The sequence below is a fragment of the Hydrogenophaga sp. genome (genome assembly GCF_050182545.1).
Lineage (GTDB): Bacteria > Pseudomonadota > Gammaproteobacteria > Burkholderiales > Burkholderiaceae_C > Hydrogenophaga.
Window position 1 is genome coordinate 39,432 of sequence record NZ_JBFXCD010000021.1, and the last position, 16,613, is coordinate 56,044.

The window sequence follows — 16,613 nt, forward strand, 5'->3', positions numbered from 1 at the left end:
GGGGTAAACCCTGAATGTGTATCTGGAAAGTTCATTTAACATATTAAATAAATGAGCGACAACACCCCTTTCATCCACCGCAACCTGCCGCGCCTGCTGCTCGAAGCGCGCGAGGCCGTGATGCTCCACACCCGGCCCAGCCTGCGCGAGTACGGCCTGTCCGACCAGCAGTGGCGCGTGCTGCGCGTGCTCGGCGAACACGCCCAGCTCGCCGGTGGTGTGGAGACCGGGCGCGTGGCGCGAGAGGCCTTTCTGCTTGGCCCCAGCCTCACCGGCGTGCTCAGCCGCATGGAGCGCGACGGCCTGATCGCGCGCAGCCGCTGCCCGCAGGACGCGCGGCGCACCGTGGTGCGCGCCACCCCGGCGGGGCTCAAGCTCGTTAAGAGCCTGTCCAGCACCATCGAAGCGCACTACGGCTGGATGGAGCAGCGCCTGGGCAAGGCACGGCTGGCGCAGCTGTACGCGCTGCTGGACGAAGTGATCGCGCTCGAGGCGCCCCAGGGCACCGAAGCGAACGACCTCGAGGAGGACGCCGCATGAACCCGCCTTGCCCCTGGATGCCGGCCGGCACCGTCTACGGCACGCTGCTGAACTTCCAGCGCGAATGGGCGCTGTGGGCGCCGCGCATGAACGAGGCGCCTTACAAGTCGCCACCCAGGGCGCCCGTGCTCTACGTCAAGACCGCCAACACATTCACGCCAGCGGGTGGGGCGATCGTGTTGCCCGCCGGCGCGCCGGTGCAAGTGTCGGCCTCGCTGGGGCTGGTGATGGAGGCCGGTGGCGCCTGGGGCGCGGTGCTCTTCAACGACGTGGCCATCGCGCACGAAAGCTACTACCGGCCGCCCATCAAGGCGCGCTGCGTCGACGGCTTCCTGGGCGTGGGCGCGGTGTGCGCGCCACTGGCGCAGCTCGGCGGGCTGGATGGCCTGGCCGAGCTGCAGATCGAATTGCACATCAACGGCGTGCACCGCCAGACCACCGAGCTGGCCGCGATGGTGCGCGACGCCGCCACGCTGCTGGCCGACGTGAACGAATTCATGACCCTGCGTCCCGGCGACGTGCTGATGCTGGGCAGCGACTGCCTGGAAGACGGCTCGCGGCCACTGGTGCACGCGGGCGACATGGTGGAAATCACGGCGCCCGGCTTCGCCCTGCCCACGCTGCACAGCTTCACGCAAGAGGAGGCCGCCGCATGAAACGCGCCCGCATCGCCTGGGCCGGGGCGGTCCACGACGCCGTTGAGGCCGACGGCCAGCTTGAACTGCTCACGCCGGGCCTGCAAGGTCGCCGCGTGGCCTTTGACGACGTGGTCTGGCTGCCCCCACTGCAACCGCTGCCGCCGCAGCGCCCGCGCACCGTGCTCGCCCTGGGCCTGAACTACGCGGACCACGCCAGGGAACTCGCGTTCAAGGCGCCCGAAGAGCCGCTGGCCTTCGTCAAGGGCGAAGCCTCGCTCACCGGTCACCGCGGCCTCACGCTGCGCCCGCCGGGCGTGAACTTCATGCACTACGAATGCGAACTCGCTGTGGTGATCGGGCGCACCGCCCGGCGTGTGAAGAAGGCCGACGCACTGGACTGCGTGGCCGGCTACACCGTGGCCAACGACTACGCCATCCGCGACGTGCTGGAGAACTGGTACCGGCCCAACCTGCGCGTGAAGAACCGCGACACCTGCACGCCCATCGGCCCCTGGCTGGTGGACGCGGCCGATGTGGCCGATCCGATGAACCTCGCGCTGCGGACCACCGTGAACGGCCAGGTCACGCAGCAGGGCAGCACGCGCGACATGATCTTCGACGTGCCCACGCTGATCGAGTACTTCAGCGCATTCATGACCCTGCAACCCGGCGACCTGATCCTCACCGGCACGCCCGATGGCGTCGTCGACTGCCAGCCCGGTGACGTGATCGTCACGTCCATCGAAGGTATTGGCGAACTGGTCAACACCATCACCTCATCCTCCGCATCACCATGACGACGATTTCGCACCTCATCAACGGCCAGGCCGTGGCCAGCGCCTCCACCTTCGAAACCATCAACCCCGCGACGCAGGAGGTGCTGGCCGAGGTCGCGGCCGGTGGCCGGGACGAAGTCAACGCCGCCGTGCAGGCCGCGAAGGACGCGTTCCCGAAATGGGCCGGCCTGCCGGCGACCGAGCGCGCCAGGCTCGTGCGCAGGCTGGGCGAGCTGATCGCCGCGAACGTGCCGGCCATCGCGCAGACCGAGACCAACGACAGCGGCCAGGTGATCGCGCAGACGGGCAAGCAGCTGATCCCGCGCGCGGCCGACAACTTCTCGTACTTCGCCGAGATGTGCACGCGCGTGGACGGCCACACCTACCCCACACCCACGCACCTGAACTACACCCTGTTCCACCCGGTGGGCGTGTGCGCGCTCATCAGCCCCTGGAACGTGCCGTTCATGACCGCCACCTGGAAGACCGCGCCCTGCCTGGCCTTCGGCAACACCGCGGTGCTCAAGATGAGCGAGCTCTCGCCGCTGACGGCCGCGCGCCTGGGCGAGCTGGCGCTGGAGGCCGGCATTCCCCCCGGGGTGCTGAACGTGGTGCACGGCTACGGCAAGGAGGTCGGCGAGCCGCTGTGCGCGCACGCGGATGTGCGCGCCATCTCCTTCACCGGCTCCACCGCCACGGGCAACCGCATCGTGCAGAGTGCCGGGTTGAAGAAGTTCAGCATGGAACTGGGCGGCAAGAGCCCGTTCGTGGTCTTCGACGACGCCGATCTGGACCGAGCGCTGGACGCCGCCGTGTTCATGATCTTCAGCAACAACGGCGAACGCTGCACGGCGGGCAGCCGCATCCTGGTGGAGCAAAGTATCTATGCCGATTTCGCGCAGAAGTTCGCCGAGAGAGCCAAGCGCATCACCGTGGGCGACCCGCTGGACGAGAAAACCATCGTCGGCCCGATGGTGAGCCAGGGGCATCTGGCCAAGGTGCGCAGCTACATCGAGCTGGGCCCGAAAGAGGGCGCCACGCTGCTCTGTGGCGGGCTGGACCGGCCGTCGTACGCGGCCGAGCTGCCGGCGCGCGTGGCGAAGGGCAACTACGTCTGGCCCACCGTGTTTGCCGATGTGGACAACCGCATGCGCATCGCGCAGGAAGAGATCTTCGGCCCGGTGGCCTGCCTGATTCCGTTCAGGGATGAAGCGCACGCGATCGAGCTGGCCAACGACATCCAGTACGGGCTCTCCAGCTACGTGTGGACGGAGAACCTGGGGCGCGCGCACCGCGTGGCGGCGGCCATCGAGGCGGGCATGTGTTTCGTGAACTCGCAGAACGTGCGCGATCTGCGGCAACCGTTTGGCGGCACCAAGGCGTCGGGCACGGGGCGCGAGGGGGGCACCTGGAGTTACGAGGTGTTCCTGGAGCCCAAGAACGTGGCGGTGTCTCTGGGGTCGCACCACATTCCGCATTGGGGGGTGTGAAATGCTTTCGCTCCTGCGTATCGGCGGGATTGAGGAGGCTGGGCGCTCTGCTCCGCTCATGTCCCCCGGACCGGGCTTCGCCCGGCCCTCCTCCTTGACTTCGCTGCGCAGAGCGCCCAGCCTCCTCAATCCGAAGCGGCGTGTGGGCGTTCGCGCCGTGGTGCACGCGGTCCGCGGTGGCTCTGACCCAGGGGGTGCCCGCCGCAGCGAAGTCAAGGAGGAGCCAAGGGCAAAGCCCTTGGCGGGGGACATGAGCGGAGGCGGGTACCCCCTGGGTCAGAGCCACGGAGCGAGCGAAACCCAACGCACAAAGAGAGAGCACATATGGGCAAACTAGCACTCGTCGCCAAGATCACCCACGTCCCCTCCATCGTCCTCAGCGAGATCGATGAAGGCCCCCGCAAGGGCACGCGGCAGGACGCCATCGACGGCCTCAAACACATCGGCCAGCGCTGCCGCGACCTGGGCGTGGACACCTTTGTCGTCTTCGACACCCACTGGCTCGTCAACGCCAGCTACCACATCAACTGCACCCGGCACTGGGAAGGCCTCTACACCAGCAACGAACTGCCGCACTTCATCAGCAACCTGCCCTACGCCATCCCGGGCAACCCCGAGCTCGGCCACCTGCTGGCCCGGGTGGCCAACGAGATGAAGGTCGACACCCTCGCGCACGAAGGCACCACCCTCGCGCCCGAGTACGGCACCCTGGTGCCCATGCGCTACATGAACCCCGACCAGCACTTCAGGGCCGTCTCCGTCTCGGCCTTGTGCATGGCGCACTACCTGAACGACAGCGTGCGCCTGGGCTGGGCCATTCGCCGCGCCATCGAGGACGAATACGACGGCACCGTCGCCATCCTCGCCAGCGGCTCGCTCAGCCACCGCTTCGCGCAGAACGGCCTGGCGCCCGAATACGCCTTCAAGCTCTGGAGCCCCTTCCTCGAAACCATGGACCACGAGGTGGTGCGCATGTGGCAGAGCGGCGAATGGAAGGCCTTCTGCGAGATGCTGCCCGAGTACGCCGTCAAGGGCCACGGCGAGGGCTTCATGCACGACACCGCCATGATGCTGGGCGCGCTCGGCTGGAGCGAGTACGACGGCCACGGCGAGGTGATCACGCCGTACTTCGGCGCCTCGGGTACGGGGCAGATCAACATCGCCTTCCCGGTCACGCCCGTCACGGGCAGCGCCATCCCCGCGCCGCAGGCATCCTCGGCGCAGGGTTTCCAGGCCGTCTCGCGCCTCTGATTGCCACCATGCCCCACCTCGTCATCCTCTACACGCCCAACCTCGACCGCGCCGTGAGCGAAGGCGGCGCCGACATGGGTGCGCTCTGTCGCACGCTGTGCGGCGCCATGCTGGCCGTGCGCGACGAAGCGGACAGGCAGGTCTTTCCCACCGGCGGCACGCGGGTGTTCGCCTACCCGGCTGCGCACAGCGCCATTGCCGACGGTGGCGCGGCCGGCATCGCTGCCGGGCAGGGCGGCGACTACGCCTTCGTCTACATGAACCTGCGCATGGCCAAAGGCCGCAGCGCGCTCACGCACCAGCGCGTGGGCGACGCACTGCAGGCCGTCGTGAAAGCGCACTTCGCCGCGCAACTCGCCGCCCGCCCGATCGGCATCACCGTGCAGGTGGACGAGGGGCACGAGGTGTTCGACGGCAAGACCAGTTCGCTGCATCCGCTCTTCAACCGAGGCTGACCCCAGACCATGCTCGACGACACCCTCATCCAGCAGCTCGCTGCCGAACTCGACCAGTCCGAGCGCAGCCGTGTGCCGCTGGAGCACTTCTCCCGGCGCTTTCCCGGCATGACCATCGACGACGGCTACCGCGTCGGCCGCGCCTGGGTGGCGCAACAGGTCGCCGGTGGCAAGAAGGTCATCGGCCACAAGATCGGCCTGACCAGCCGCGCCATGCAGATGGCCAGCCAGATCGACGAACCCGACTTCGGCACCCTGCTCGACAGCATGCTGTTTACCGCCCCGGCGGGTCAGGTGCTGCAGATTCCTGCGGCGCGCTTCATCGCGCCGCGCGTGGAGGTGGAACTCGCTTTCGTGCTCAAGGCACCGCTGCAGGGCGCGGGCGTGTCTGTGCAGGACGTGCTCGCCGCCACCGAGTACGTGACGCCGGCCATCGAGATCATCGACGCGCGCATCGAGCAGTTCGACCGCCACACGAAGGTGATGCGCAAGGTGTTCGACACGATCAGCGACAACGCGGCCAACGCCGGCATCGTGATCGGCGAGGGCGACCCGCGCTACCGCGCCGACCCGCACACCACCGACCTGCCCTGGTGCGGCGCGGTGCTGCGGCAGAACGGCGCGGTGGAGGAAACCGGACTGGCCGCCGGCGTGCAGGGCCACCCGGCCATTGGCATCGCCTGGCTGGCGCACAAGCTCGCGCCCTGGGGCGAGTCGCTGCAGTCGGGCCAGATCGTGCTCGCTGGTTCGTTCACGCGGCCGGTGGCCGCAAAAGCGGGCGACCTGTTCGAGGCCGACTACGGCCCCCTGGGTTGCCTCAAGTTCCAGTTCGTTTGAAAGCCGCCACCATGCAGACACCCACCAACCCCTTCAAGCAGGCGCTCGCACAGCGGCGCGCCCAGATCGGCCTCTGGCTTGGCATGGCCAGCGCCTACAGCGCCGAGATCTGCGCCGGCGCCGGTTTCGACTGGCTGCTGATCGACGGCGAGCACGCACCCAACGGCCTGCGCGACGTGCTCGCGCAGGCACAGGCCATCGCCGCCTACCCGGGCTCGCACGCCATCGCGCGTGTGCCCGTGGGTGACACCGCGCTGATCAAGCAGTACCTGGACCTGGGCCTGCAGACCTTGCTGGTGCCCATGGTCGACACGCCCGAACAGGCCGCCGCGCTGGTGCGCGCCTGCCGATACCCGCAGGACGACGGCCAGGGCGGTGTGCGCGGCATGGCCGGCAGCCGCGCCTCGCGCTGGGGCCGCTACCCGAACTACGCGAAGGAGGCCAATGCCCAGGTCTGCCTGCTGGTGCAGGCCGAGACGCGCGAGGCCCTGCGGCACCTGGATGCCATTGCCGCGACACCCGGTGTGGACGGCGTGTTCATCGGCCCGGCCGACCTCTCGGCCTCGCTCGGCCATGTCGGCAACCCGGGCCACCCCGAGGTGCAGGCCGCGATCGAGGACGCCATCGCCCGCATCCTGCGCGCGGGCAAGGCGCCCGGCATCCTCACCAGCGACGAGGCCCAGGCGCGCCACTACCTCGCGCTCGGCGCGGTGTTCGTGGCCGTGGGGCTGGACACGCAGATCCTCGTGCGCCAGACCAGCGCCCTGGCCGCGCGCTTCAAGGCCGATGCGCCCGCCGTGGCCGCGCCGGCCCGGGGCGCCGTGTACTGACAACCCGCGACCGGAGAAACCCATGAATGCTGCCCTGCAACCCGCCACCGCCGCACCCGCCGGCATGCACGCCGACGAGTGGGCCGCGCGCGTCGAACTCGCCGCCTGCTACCGCGTCTTCGCCCTGCTTGGCTGGACCGAGATGATCTACAACCACATCACGCTTCGCCTGCCCGCCAGCGTGAGCGGCGAGGACAAGCAGTTCCTGATCAATCCGTTTGGCCTGCACTACAGCGAAGTCACCGCGCGCAACCTCGTGAAGATCAACCTGCAGGGCGAGGTGCTCGACGGCTCGCCGCATCCGGTCAACCCCGCCGGCTTCACGGTGCACGCTGCCATCCACGACGGTTTGCCGGGCGCGCACTGTGTGATGCACACCCACACCACCGCCGGCGTGGCCGTGGCCTGTCTGAAGGATGGCTTGCAGCAGACCAACTTCTACACCGCGCAGCTGCACGACATGGTGGCCTACCACGACTTCGAAGGCATCACCATCCATGCCGACGAGGCGCCGCGCCTGCTCAAGAGCATTGGCAACAAGCCTGCGGTGATCCTGCGAAACCACGGCCTGCTGGCCTGGGGCGCGACCCTGCCGCAGACCTTCGCCATTCTCTGGACGCTGCAGCGCGCCTGCGAGATTCAGCTGGCCACGTTCTCCATGGGGGGCGCGCAGGCCGCGCTGCCCGTGCCCGAGGCCATCGCTGCCAGATGCACGCGCGACGCGCTGCAGTTCAACCCCCACCACGGCGCCGGGCGCGACGTGTTCGATGCCCTGGTGCGCCAGGTCAACCGGTTCGACCCAAGCTATCTGGAGTGACACCTTGAGCACCACACCCGTTTTCCAGCGCGTCGCCATCGTCGGTGCGGGCGCCATTGGGGGCTGGATGGGCGTGCGCCTGTCGCACGCGGGCTGCACCGTCAGCGCCCTGGCGCGCGGCGAGACGCTGGCCGCGCTGCAGCGCGACGGCCTGCAACTGCACCAGGACGGCCAGTTGCAGGGCGCACCGGTGGCCGCGGCCGCCAGCGCGGCCACCCTGGGCGTGCAGGACCTGGTGATCGTGGCCGTCAAGGCGCCGGCGCTCGCCGGCCTGGCGCGCAGCATCGAGCCCCTGATCGGGCGCCACACCGTGGTGCTCACGGCCATGAACGGCGTGCCCTGGTGGTTCTTCAACGGCTTTGGCGGCGAGCGCGCCGGCACCCGGCTGCAGACCGTGGACCCGCAGGGCGAACTCGAGCGCGCCATTCCCGCGCGCCATGTCGTCGGCTGCGTGGTGCACGCGAGCTGCTCGGTGGACGCACCCGGCGTGATCCGTCACCACTTCGGCAACGGTCTCATCATCGGCGAACCCTCGGGTGAGAACAGCGAACGCGTGGTGGCCCTGGCCGGGCTGTTGCGCCGTGCCGGCTTCGACGCTTCCGTGTCGCCGCAGATCCAGAAAGACGTCTGGTACAAGCTCTGGGGCAACATGACCGTCAACCCGGTGAGCGCGCTCACCGGCGCCACCACCGACCGCATCATGGACGACGACCTGGTGCGCGGCTTCATCAGCCAGGTGATGCTCGAAGCGCGCGAGATCGGCGCCCGTCTGGGCATTCCCATTGACCAGCAGCCCGAAGACCGCCATGTGCTCACGCGCAAGCTGGGCGCGATCAAGACCTCGATGCTGCAGGACGTGGAAGCCGGCAAGCCGCTGGAGCTGGATGCGCTGGTCAGCGCGGTGCGCGAGCTGGGCCAGATCACCCAGGTGCCCGCGCCCTTCACCGATGCGCTGCTGGGACTGGCGCGCCTGAAGGCACAGTCGCTCGGGCTGTACCCGCTGCCCTCGGTCCGACAGGGTTAGTCCGCTGGTGGTGCGTGGTCGGGCACACAAGAATCGGACCCATGCCCACCACCTGGACCTTCGACGCACCCGCTCCCGGCCTGGCCCTGCCGGCCACGGCGGTGCAGGCCCTGCTTGACGTGGCCAGCGCACCGCTGAGCGCGCCGCGCTTGCTGCGCGCCATTCAGGCGGTCGTGCCGGTGGAATACCTCTCGCTCGTGGCTTTCCGGCGTGACCTGCCCGAACTCATCGAAGGCAGTTCCCAGCACACGCAGGGGCGCGACGTGGTGGCCGAGTGTTTCGCCATCTACCGGCGCAGCTACTTCCGCAGCGACGCGGTGATGCGCATCGCTGGCCACGCGGCCACCCGCCCGGCGCGCGAGGTCGCGGTGCTGCACTGCCGCGCCGACGAACTGCCGGTGCGCGGCTGGCGCGACGACATCTACGTGCGCGAACGCCTCACCGAGCGCTTCACGCTGCTGCACGCGCCGGCACCGGGCGCGGTGCAGGCGATCCACCTCTACCGCGACGACCGTCAGGGCCTGTTTCAGCCGCATGAGATCGACCAGCTGCTCGCGCTCGCGCCGCTGTTGCGCCAGGCTCACCATGCGGCGCTGCAGGTGGGTGCGGTCGCGGCCGATCGTCAGGCCCAGGTGGCGCAGGCCGAGCAGCGCCTGGCGCGTCACGCGCCTTCGCTGTCGCCGCGCGAGCGCGCCGTCTGCGCGCGCATCGCCTGCGGCCTGAGTGCGGACGGCATCGCCGCCGATCTCGACGTGGCGCCGTCAACGGTGGTGACCTTGAGAAAGCGCGCCTACGCGAAACTCGCCGACGCGGGTCTGCCGGCCGACCGGATGCGGCTGGCGCGCTGGCTGGCATAGGCTGGCGTGGGTCGGCAAGTGCCCTTGTCCATCCCCTTCGGGGGGGACAGTCCTCATGAACACGCCACCTAGCATGGGTCCACATTCCCACGAAAAGGAGACAAGTCCATGTGGCTGCGCAATTGCTGGTACGTGATCGCCTGGGACCATGAGATCCCGGCGGCCGATGCGCCGCAACTCTTCACCCGCACCGTGCTCGGCGAGCCGGTGCTGGTCTACCGCACGCGGGCTGGCGAGCTGGTGGCGCTGGAGGACCGTTGCTGCCACCGGCACGCGCCGCTCTCGGTGGGCAAGCGCGAAGGCGACTGTGTGCGCTGCGGCTACCACGGTCTGAAGTTCGACCCGGAGGGCCGTTGCGTGGAGGCCCCCGGCATTGAGGTCGTGCCGGCGCGCGCGCGTGTGCGCAGCTATCCGGTGGCGCTGAAGAACCGCTGGGTGTTCGTCTGGATGGGTGAGCCCGCGCTGGCCGACACCGCGCTGCTGCCCGACAACTTCAGCTGTGACAGCCCGGACTGGAAGAACAAGCCCGGCTACCTGCACTACGACACGCCCTACCTGCTGATTGCCGACAACCTGCTCGACTTCTCGCACCTGAGCTATGTGCACGAGAAGACACTGGGGGGCTCCACGCGCATCGCGCAGTCGCGCCCGGTGATCGAGGCGGTGCCCGGCGCCATGGCTGGCTGGCCGCAGATGGGCATCAAGGTCTCGCGCCACGTCAACGACGTGCCCGCGCCGCCGTTCTACCAGCGCTTTCGCCGCTTCGACACGAACCTGGACCGCTGGTTCGTCTACGAATTCCTGCTGCCCGGCACCTTGCTGATGCACTCGGGTGGGCGGCCGACGGGTGCCGCACCGGACGCACCCGGCCCGTCGGTGCGCCTGCATTCCTGCCAGACGCTCACGCCCGAGACCGCCACCACCACGCACTATTTCTTCCAGCAGTCGCACCCGGTGGGCGAGGGTGACGAGACCGTGACCGAGAGCATCTACAACAGCCTGGTGAGCGCGTTCAATGAAGACCGCGACATGATCACCGCGCAGCACCGCAACATCCAGCTCAACCCCGCGTTGCCCATGATGCCGCTGGCCATGGACGGCGCGTTGATCCAGTTCCGCCGCCTGCTGGAGGCGCGCGTGCGCGCCGAGCAGCAGGCGACGCTGGACCCGTCACCGCAACCGGCCACCGTGGCCTGAGCTTTTTCCCCACAACGACCCTGGAGACATGCCCATGACCCGCAAGACCCTCACCCTCGCCACGTTGCTGGCCCTCAGTGGCCACGCCGGTGCGCAGACCGTGCTCAACGTGTCGACCTGGCTGCCGCCCTCGCACGGCGCCACCGTGGCGCAGAACCAGTGGTGCGAGGCTGTGGAGAAGGAGAGCAAGGGCAGCGTCAAGTGCAACCTGCTGCCCAAGGCCGTTTCCGCGCCACCCGGCACCTTCGACGCGGTGCGCGACGGCCTCGCCGACGTGTCCTACACGGTGGACGGTTACACGCCCGGTCGCTTCGTGTTCACGCAGGTGGCCGAGTTCCCCTTCCTGGGCGACAGCTCCACCGCCACCAGCGTGGCCTACCAGCGCATCTACGACAAGTACTTCGCACCGCTGGGCGAGCACCGCGGCGTGAAGACGCTGGCCGTGTTCACGCACGGGCCGGGCATCATCTTCACGGTGAAGCAGCCGGTGACGAGCGCCGCAGAGGCCGCGAAACTCAAGTTCCGCATCGGCGGCGGCAACATCAACGAACTGTCCAAGCTCATGGGCTGGAACACCACGCTCAAGCCCGCCACCGAGTCGTTTGAACTGCTGTCCACCGGTGTGATGGACGGCACCTTCTTCCCCGACGAGTCGCTGCAGTCCATGCGGCTGGGCATGGTGAAGTACGCCACCACCTTCCCCGGCGGGCTCTACAACACCAGCTTCGTTTTCATGATGAACAAGGCCAGATACGACGCCCTGTCGGCCACCGACAAGGCGGCGGTCGACAAGGTCTCGGGCGAGGCCGCGGCGCGCCTGTTCGCTGCCGGCTGGGACCGCACCGATGCGGCATCGCGCGAGATCCAGAAGACCACCGGCGTGCAGCGCCAGATGGCCAGCGAGGCCTTCATCAACGATGTGAAGGCCCGCCAGGCGCAACTCGAGGACAAGTGGGTGGCCGCGGCCGAGGCGCGGGGCCTGAAGAACGCGCGCGCCGTGTTGGCCGAATTCCGCGCCGAGACGCAGAAGCTGAAGTGAACAGCTAGCCCGCCAGCGCGGGGAACAGCTTGACCAGCCCGGTGGCCATGACCTCGACCGCGAGCGCGGCGAGGATCAGGCCCATGAGGCGCGTCATCACGTTGATGCCGGTCTGCCCGAGAAAGCGCGCGATCGGCTCGGCCAGCGTGAAGCAGATGGCGGTGGCCAGCGCGATCACCACGCCGTAGCCCACCAGCGCGGCGTGCTGGAAGAAGGTCCTCGCCTGGTCGGCGTAGATCACCACGGTGGACATGGTCGCCGGCCCGGTGAGCAGGGGAATGGTCAGCGGCACCACCGCGATGGAGGCGCGCGACGAGGCGTCGCTCACCTCCTGTTCGGTGACCTTGGCCTCGGCGGGGCGGGCGTTGAGCATGGACAGGGCCGAGGTCAGCAGCAGCATGCCGCCGCCGACCTGGAAGCTGGCCAGCGAGATGCTGAAGAACTCCAGGATCTGCAGGCCGATGACGGCGCAGGTGGCAATGACCGCGAAGGCGCTGAGCGCGGAGATCATCACCGTGCGCCGCCGCTGCTTGCGCGAAAACCCCTGCGTGTAGTGGATGAAGAACGGCACGATCGCCAGCGGGTTGACGATCGCCAGCAGGGTGATGAGCGGTTTGAAATCCATGATGGATTGTGGCCCACCCCCGCCGCGCTATGGCTGCCCGGGCTCGCGGCGGCGGAACATGCCGTAGCCTTCCATGTGCAGCACCTTGTCCCCGTGCTGGTTGAACATTTCCCAGGTGGTGCGCACCAGGCCCACGTCCAGGCGCTTGCTCATGGGGCGCTTCTCGGTGATGGTGTGCTGCAGGCGCAGCGTGTCACCGGGGAAGACCGGTTTGAGCCATTTCAGGCTCTCCAGGCCGGGCGATCCCAGGCTGGAACTTTCGTGCAGGAAGTGGGTGACCATCAGCCGCATGGCCATGGCGCAGGTGTGCCAGCCGCTGGCGCTGAGGGCGCCGAACACCGATGCCCTGGCCGCCTCATGGTCCAGGTGGAAAGGCTGGGGATCGAACTGCCGCGCGAAGGCCACGGTTTCTTCCTCCGTGGGGGTGATGCTGCCCAGGTCGCGCGTTTCGCCGACCTGCAGGTCTTCCCACCAGTATTTGATCGGGCTTGTCGTCGTCGTCGTCGTCGTCATCGTCATCGGCCTCCAGACACGTCCAGCAAACTCATCGTGGTGTAGCTTGCCGCATCCGACAGCAGCCAGGCAATGGCCTGGGCCACTTCATCGGCCTGGCCACCGCGCTGCATGGGCACCTGGTGCTTGAGATCGCGCACGCGGTCGGGCAGGCCGCCCGAGGCGTGGATGTCGGTCTCGATCAGACCCGGGCGCACCGCGTTCACGCGAATGCCTTCGGCCGCCACCTCCTTGGACAGACCGATGGTGAAGGCATCGATCGCCCCTTTGGCGGCGGCGTAGTCCACGTACTGTCCCGGCGAGCCCAGGCGCGATGCCGCGCTGGAGAGGTTCACGATCGATCCTCCCGCGCCGCCGTGCTTCGTGCTCATGCGCCGCACGGCTTCGCGCGCGCACAGCATCGAACCGATCACGTTGATGTCGAACATGCGGCGCCAGCGTGCCACGCTCATTTCGTCGACACGCGCCGAGACATCGACCACGCCGGCGTTGTTCACCAGGCCGCGCAGCGGGCCCAGCTTCGCATCGATCCTGGCGAACATGGCCAGCACCTGGCCTTCGTCCGCCACGTCGGCCTGCACCGCCATCGCACTGCCGCCCTCGGCACGGATCGCGCGCACGACCTCGTCGGCCGCGAGCGAATTTGCGGTGTAGTTCACCGCCACCGCCCAACCCTGGCGGGTCGCCAGCCGCGCCGTGGCCGCGCCGATGCCGCGCCCGCCCCCCGTGACGAGCAGTGCCCGTCCTGTCACATCGCCCATAACCCGCCTCCTGCAAATGTCGGTGGCATGGCGTACAACACGGGCTCGCCACCGAGCCCGCCATTACAACAGCGCCAGGAGACCGCCATGCGTCACACAGTCGACTACTACCTCGCCCCGCAGAGTCCCTGGACCTACCTCGGCCACGAGCGTTTTGCCGCGCTGGCGCGCGAGACCGGCGCCGAGGTGCGCGTGCTGGCCATGGACCTGGGCAAGATCTTTCCCGTCTCTGGCGGCCTGCCGTTGCCCAAGCGCGCGCCGCAGCGCCAGGCCTACCGCCTGCTCGAACTGCGCCGCTTCGGCGAGGCCCTGGGCGTGCCGCTGCACCCCGAACCAAAATTCTTCCCCGTGGCCGGCGACCCGGCCGCGCGCCTGATCACCGCGGTGGCGATGCACGACGGCAGCGATGCCGCGCTGCGCATCACCGGTGCCGTGACCGCCGCCGTGTGGGCGCAGGAGCGCAACATTGCCTCGCAGGACGTGCTGGCCGAGCTGCTGGCCGAATGTGGCCTGGACGGCGCGCGACTCGACGCGTCGCTGCAGCCCGATGTGCAGGCACGGTACGAGGCGCAGACGCAGGCCGCGATCGACCTCGGCGTGTTCGGCGCACCGACCTACCTGGTCGACGGCGAAATGTTCTGGGGCCAGGATCGCCTCGACTTCGTGGCCCGCCGCCTGCGGGCCTGAATCTTTCCACCTCAACACAGGAGATACGCACATGGGTCAGACCATCGAACTCAAGGCCGCGGACGGTTTCAGCTTCCCCGCTTACGTCGCCCAGCCCACCGGCAAGGCCCGCGGTGGGCTGGTGGTGCTGCAGGAGATCTTCGGCGTGAACTCGCACATCCGCTCGGTGGCCGACGGCTACGCGGCCGACGGCTACTTCGTGGTGGCCCCCGCCACCTTTCACCGCGTCAAACCGGGGGTGGATTTGGGCTACACCGAAGCCGACATGAAGGAGGGCATGGGTTTGAAGGCCGCAGTGGAAGGCCTGCCCGCGCCGGGCGTGATGCCCGACATCCAGGCCGCCATTGACCATGCCGCGCAGGGCGGCAAGGTCGGCATCCTGGGCTACTGCTGGGGCGGTTTGCTGACCTGGCGCTCGGCCGCGATGCTCAAGGGGCTGTCTGGCGCCGTGCCCTACTACGGAGGCGGCATGACCGTCGGTGAGGATGCGGGTCGCAAGCCGATGACGCCGGTGATGGTGCACTTCGGCGACCAGGACCACTGGATTCCGCTCGATACGATCGAGGCCTTCAGGAAGGCACATCCTGGCGTGACGGTGCACGTCTACAGCGCCAACCACGGTTTCAACTGCGACCAGCGCGGTTCGTACAACGAAGCCGCCGCCAAGCTCGCGCGCGAACGCACGCTCGCGTTCCTGGCCGAACATCTGGGCTGACGGCCGTGTGGCGCGCTGTGGCCTGTCTGGTGGTGCTGCTGGCGGGGCGGGCCGCGCTGGCGTCCGAGTACAGCGGTCCGCTGTTCGACGCCCACCTGCACTACAACGACGAGGCCTGCACGCACGACACACCCGCGCCGGGATGCCCGCACCCCATGGCCGACGTGCTGGATCGCATGCAGCGCAACGGTGTGCGGGCCATCATCGCCAATTCGCGACCCAACGACGGCACCCGGGCGCTGGCCAGTGCGCGCGAGCAGACGCGCGCGGCTGGCGTCACCGTGGTGCCGTTCGTGCGTCTCTACCGCAACCGCGCCGACTACACCAACTGGTTTCGCGACGCGAGCATCGTCGAGATGGTGAACACCGAACTCGCGCGTGGCACGCCCGCCGGCCCTTACCGCGGCCTGGGCGAATTCCACCTGTACGACAGCGCCAACGCCAACGGCCCGGTGGCAAAGCAGCTCATGGCGCTGGCTGAGGACAAAGACCTTGCCATCCTCGCGCACGTGGACGATGTGGCGATCGACCTGCTGATGGCGCACACGCCCTCGAAAGGGCAGAAGTCCCGGCTGATCTGGGCCCACACCGGCATTGGTGGTTCGCCGGTGGCGCGTGTGGATGCGCTGATGGCGCGCTACCCGCGCCTGATGGGAGAACTGTCGTACCGGCCCGGCCTGACCTGCGGCGACGGCCAGCTCTGCCCCGAGTGGCGCGCGCTGCTGATCAAGTACCCGGACCGCTTCCTGATTGGTTCGGACACCTGGGTCAACCAGCGCTGGCTGTACTACGACGACCTCATGAAGGGATACCGCGCCTGGCTGGGCACGCTGCCGGCCGAGGTGGCGAGGAAGATCGCCTGGGACAATGGCGCCGCGCTCTTTGGCGTGTCCCAACCCACCCCCCGATGATCCAGCTGTACTTCCATCCCGGCACCGCCGCCATGGTGCCCCACATCGTCCTTGAAGAACTCGGTGTGCCTTACGAGCGCGTGGCGGTGGACCGCGTGAATGGCGAGCACAAGGCCCCCGCTTACCTCGCGCTCAATCCCAACGGGCTGATCCCGGTGCTGGTCGATGGCGACCTGGTGCTCTACGAGACCGCCGCCATCTGCCTGCACCTGAGCGACACGTACCCCCAGGCCGGGCTGATGCCCGCTCTGGGCACGCATGAGCGGGCGCATGCCTACAAATGGCTCATGTGGCTCACCAACACGCTTCAGGCGACGCTGCTGGCCTACTTCTACCCCGAGCGCTGGGTCGATGCGGGCAATGTCGCCGGCGCCGCCGAGGTGAAGGCCTGCGCGCAAGCGCGTGTGGGTGTGCTGCTTGACCAGCTCGACGCCGAACTCGCGCGCCATGGTGGCCCGTGGTTTGCGGGTGAAGCGTTTACCGTGCTCGATGCCTACGTGTTCACGCTGTGTCGCTGGACGCGCAACTTCTCCAGCGCACCCGCGCGTGACCGGGCTCACGTGGGGCTCTACCTGCGGCGCATGCTGGAGCGCCCCGCGCTGCGGCGCGTCATGTCCAACGAGGGCCTGGCCGAGCCTTTCGTCTGAGCG

The 16,613-nt window shown here is 68.5% G+C and carries 20 protein-coding genes; 17 read left to right on the forward strand and 3 right to left on the reverse strand.

What is annotated here, in order from left to right; genetic code table 11:
• Positions 1-51: 51 nt before the first annotated feature.
• The 13 genes from hpaR (at position 52) to AB7P10_RS17630 (ending at position 11,751) form a co-directional block, all read left to right on the forward strand.
• On the forward strand, positions 52-540 hold the full coding sequence (gene hpaR / locus AB7P10_RS17570) for a homoprotocatechuate degradation operon regulator HpaR (RefSeq protein WP_428295152.1): 489 nt from the start codon (positions 52-54) through the stop codon (positions 538-540).
• Entirely contained in the window at positions 537-1,196 is a 660-nt protein-coding gene (locus tag AB7P10_RS17575) for a fumarylacetoacetate hydrolase family protein (RefSeq protein WP_428295153.1), read from the forward strand. The genes hpaR and AB7P10_RS17575 overlap by 4 nt, the downstream gene beginning before the upstream one ends.
• Positions 1,193-1,975: a fumarylacetoacetate hydrolase family protein gene (locus AB7P10_RS17580; RefSeq protein WP_428295154.1), complete on the forward strand. Its 783-nt coding sequence runs from the start codon at positions 1,193-1,195 to the stop codon at positions 1,973-1,975. The genes AB7P10_RS17575 and AB7P10_RS17580 overlap by 4 nt, the downstream gene beginning before the upstream one ends.
• Positions 1,972-3,444, forward strand: coding sequence for a 5-carboxymethyl-2-hydroxymuconate semialdehyde dehydrogenase (hpaE, locus tag AB7P10_RS17585; protein WP_428295155.1), 1,473 nt, complete (start codon positions 1,972-1,974; stop codon positions 3,442-3,444). The genes AB7P10_RS17580 and hpaE overlap by 4 nt, the downstream gene beginning before the upstream one ends.
• A 324-nt stretch (positions 3,445-3,768) precedes the next feature.
• Positions 3,769-4,695 (forward strand): 3,4-dihydroxyphenylacetate 2,3-dioxygenase, encoded by a 927-nt coding sequence (gene hpaD, locus AB7P10_RS17590; protein WP_428295156.1) that lies wholly within the window; start codon positions 3,769-3,771, stop codon positions 4,693-4,695.
• A gap of 8 nt (positions 4,696-4,703) precedes the next feature.
• Positions 4,704-5,150, forward strand: coding sequence for a 5-carboxymethyl-2-hydroxymuconate isomerase (locus tag AB7P10_RS17595; RefSeq protein WP_428295157.1), 447 nt, complete (start codon positions 4,704-4,706; stop codon positions 5,148-5,150).
• Positions 5,151-5,159: 9 nt separating this feature from the next.
• Complete coding sequence (gene hpaH, locus AB7P10_RS17600) at positions 5,160-5,987, forward strand: 2-oxo-hept-4-ene-1,7-dioate hydratase (RefSeq protein WP_428295158.1); 828 nt, start codon at positions 5,160-5,162, stop codon at positions 5,985-5,987.
• 11 nt (positions 5,988-5,998) lie between these two features.
• Complete coding sequence (locus AB7P10_RS17605) at positions 5,999-6,817, forward strand: aldolase/citrate lyase family protein (protein WP_428295159.1); 819 nt, start codon at positions 5,999-6,001, stop codon at positions 6,815-6,817.
• 22 nt (positions 6,818-6,839) lie between these two features.
• Positions 6,840-7,634 carry a class II aldolase/adducin family protein gene (locus tag AB7P10_RS17610; protein WP_428295160.1) on the forward strand — a complete coding sequence of 265 codons (795 nt, stop codon included), beginning with the start codon at positions 6,840-6,842 and terminating at the stop codon, positions 7,632-7,634.
• Between the two features lie 67 nt (positions 7,635-7,701).
• Positions 7,702-8,658 carry a 2-dehydropantoate 2-reductase gene (locus AB7P10_RS17615; RefSeq protein ID WP_428295179.1) on the forward strand — a complete coding sequence of 319 codons (957 nt, stop codon included), beginning with the start codon at positions 7,702-7,704 and terminating at the stop codon, positions 8,656-8,658.
• A 41-nt stretch (positions 8,659-8,699) separates the two neighbouring features.
• Positions 8,700-9,515, forward strand: coding sequence for a helix-turn-helix transcriptional regulator (locus tag AB7P10_RS17620; protein ID WP_428295161.1), 816 nt, complete (start codon positions 8,700-8,702; stop codon positions 9,513-9,515).
• Between the two features lie 108 nt (positions 9,516-9,623).
• Entirely contained in the window at positions 9,624-10,712 is a 1,089-nt protein-coding gene (locus tag AB7P10_RS17625; RefSeq protein WP_428295162.1) for a Rieske 2Fe-2S domain-containing protein, read from the forward strand.
• Between the two features lie 34 nt (positions 10,713-10,746).
• Positions 10,747-11,751, forward strand: coding sequence for a TRAP transporter substrate-binding protein (locus AB7P10_RS17630; protein WP_428295163.1), 1,005 nt, complete (start codon positions 10,747-10,749; stop codon positions 11,749-11,751).
• Between the two features lie 4 nt (positions 11,752-11,755).
• Here AB7P10_RS17630 and AB7P10_RS17635 read toward each other — a convergent pair whose 3' ends face one another.
• The 3 genes from AB7P10_RS17635 to AB7P10_RS17645 are packed head-to-tail and all read right to left on the reverse strand — an operon-like array spanning position 11,756 to position 13,650.
• Positions 11,756-12,376 carry a MarC family protein gene (locus tag AB7P10_RS17635; protein ID WP_428295164.1) on the reverse strand — a complete coding sequence of 207 codons (621 nt, stop codon included), beginning with the start codon at positions 12,374-12,376 and terminating at the stop codon, positions 11,756-11,758.
• Positions 12,377-12,403: 27 nt separating this feature from the next.
• Positions 12,404-12,889 carry a MaoC family dehydratase gene (locus tag AB7P10_RS17640; RefSeq protein WP_428295165.1) on the reverse strand — a complete coding sequence of 162 codons (486 nt, stop codon included), beginning with the start codon at positions 12,887-12,889 and terminating at the stop codon, positions 12,404-12,406.
• Positions 12,890-12,891: 2 nt separating this feature from the next.
• A complete protein-coding gene (locus AB7P10_RS17645) occupies positions 12,892-13,650 on the reverse strand; it encodes an SDR family oxidoreductase (RefSeq protein ID WP_428295166.1) in 759 nt (252 codons plus the stop codon).
• Between the two features lie 87 nt (positions 13,651-13,737).
• On the opposite strand from AB7P10_RS17645, the gene AB7P10_RS17650 reads away from it, so the two are divergent.
• The 4 genes from AB7P10_RS17650 to AB7P10_RS17665 are packed head-to-tail and all read left to right on the forward strand — an operon-like array spanning position 13,738 to position 16,610.
• The gene (locus AB7P10_RS17650) at positions 13,738-14,337 is read left to right on the forward strand and encodes a 2-hydroxychromene-2-carboxylate isomerase (RefSeq protein ID WP_428295167.1); all 600 of its coding nucleotides are present in this window, start codon (positions 13,738-13,740) and stop codon (positions 14,335-14,337) included.
• Positions 14,338-14,368: 31 nt separating this feature from the next.
• Positions 14,369-15,052: a dienelactone hydrolase family protein gene (locus AB7P10_RS17655; protein WP_428295168.1), complete on the forward strand. Its 684-nt coding sequence runs from the start codon at positions 14,369-14,371 to the stop codon at positions 15,050-15,052.
• Between the two features lie 5 nt (positions 15,053-15,057).
• Complete coding sequence (locus tag AB7P10_RS17660) at positions 15,058-15,963, forward strand: amidohydrolase family protein (protein WP_428295169.1); 906 nt, start codon at positions 15,058-15,060, stop codon at positions 15,961-15,963.
• On the forward strand, positions 15,960-16,610 hold the full coding sequence (locus AB7P10_RS17665) for a glutathione S-transferase family protein (protein WP_428295170.1): 651 nt from the start codon (positions 15,960-15,962) through the stop codon (positions 16,608-16,610). The genes AB7P10_RS17660 and AB7P10_RS17665 overlap by 4 nt, the downstream gene beginning before the upstream one ends.
• The last annotated feature ends 3 nt before the right edge of the window (positions 16,611-16,613 follow it).

What these genes read in the sequence shown, in the direction of transcription:
- AB7P10_RS17575 (WP_428295153.1), top strand. Translation starts at nt 537, where the DNA reads ATGAACCCGCCTTGCCCCTGGATGCCGGCCGGCACCGTCTACGGCACG.
- AB7P10_RS17615 (WP_428295179.1), top strand. Translation starts at nt 7,702, where the DNA reads ATGGGCGTGCGCCTGTCGCACGCGGGCTGCACCGTCAGCGCCCTGGCG.
- AB7P10_RS17635 (WP_428295164.1), bottom strand. Translation starts at nt 12,376, where the DNA reads ATGGATTTCAAACCGCTCATCACCCTGCTGGCGATCGTCAACCCGCTG.
- hpaR (WP_428295152.1), top strand. Translation starts at nt 52, where the DNA reads ATGAGCGACAACACCCCTTTCATCCACCGCAACCTGCCGCGCCTGCTG.
- hpaE (WP_428295155.1), top strand. Translation starts at nt 1,972, where the DNA reads ATGACGACGATTTCGCACCTCATCAACGGCCAGGCCGTGGCCAGCGCC.
- AB7P10_RS17665 (WP_428295170.1), top strand. Translation starts at nt 15,960, where the DNA reads ATGATCCAGCTGTACTTCCATCCCGGCACCGCCGCCATGGTGCCCCAC.
- AB7P10_RS17625 (WP_428295162.1), top strand. Translation starts at nt 9,624, where the DNA reads ATGTGGCTGCGCAATTGCTGGTACGTGATCGCCTGGGACCATGAGATC.
- AB7P10_RS17620 (WP_428295161.1), top strand. Translation starts at nt 8,700, where the DNA reads ATGCCCACCACCTGGACCTTCGACGCACCCGCTCCCGGCCTGGCCCTG.
- AB7P10_RS17650 (WP_428295167.1), top strand. Translation starts at nt 13,738, where the DNA reads ATGCGTCACACAGTCGACTACTACCTCGCCCCGCAGAGTCCCTGGACC.
- hpaH (WP_428295158.1), top strand. Translation starts at nt 5,160, where the DNA reads ATGCTCGACGACACCCTCATCCAGCAGCTCGCTGCCGAACTCGACCAG.
- AB7P10_RS17630 (WP_428295163.1), top strand. Translation starts at nt 10,747, where the DNA reads ATGACCCGCAAGACCCTCACCCTCGCCACGTTGCTGGCCCTCAGTGGC.
- AB7P10_RS17645 (WP_428295166.1), bottom strand. Translation starts at nt 13,650, where the DNA reads ATGGGCGATGTGACAGGACGGGCACTGCTCGTCACGGGGGGCGGGCGC.
- AB7P10_RS17610 (WP_428295160.1), top strand. Translation starts at nt 6,840, where the DNA reads ATGAATGCTGCCCTGCAACCCGCCACCGCCGCACCCGCCGGCATGCAC.
- AB7P10_RS17580 (WP_428295154.1), top strand. Translation starts at nt 1,193, where the DNA reads ATGAAACGCGCCCGCATCGCCTGGGCCGGGGCGGTCCACGACGCCGTT.
- AB7P10_RS17605 (WP_428295159.1), top strand. Translation starts at nt 5,999, where the DNA reads ATGCAGACACCCACCAACCCCTTCAAGCAGGCGCTCGCACAGCGGCGC.
- AB7P10_RS17640 (WP_428295165.1), bottom strand. Translation starts at nt 12,889, where the DNA reads ATGACGACGACGACGACGACGACAAGCCCGATCAAATACTGGTGGGAA.
- AB7P10_RS17595 (WP_428295157.1), top strand. Translation starts at nt 4,704, where the DNA reads ATGCCCCACCTCGTCATCCTCTACACGCCCAACCTCGACCGCGCCGTG.
- AB7P10_RS17655 (WP_428295168.1), top strand. Translation starts at nt 14,369, where the DNA reads ATGGGTCAGACCATCGAACTCAAGGCCGCGGACGGTTTCAGCTTCCCC.
- hpaD (WP_428295156.1), top strand. Translation starts at nt 3,769, where the DNA reads ATGGGCAAACTAGCACTCGTCGCCAAGATCACCCACGTCCCCTCCATC.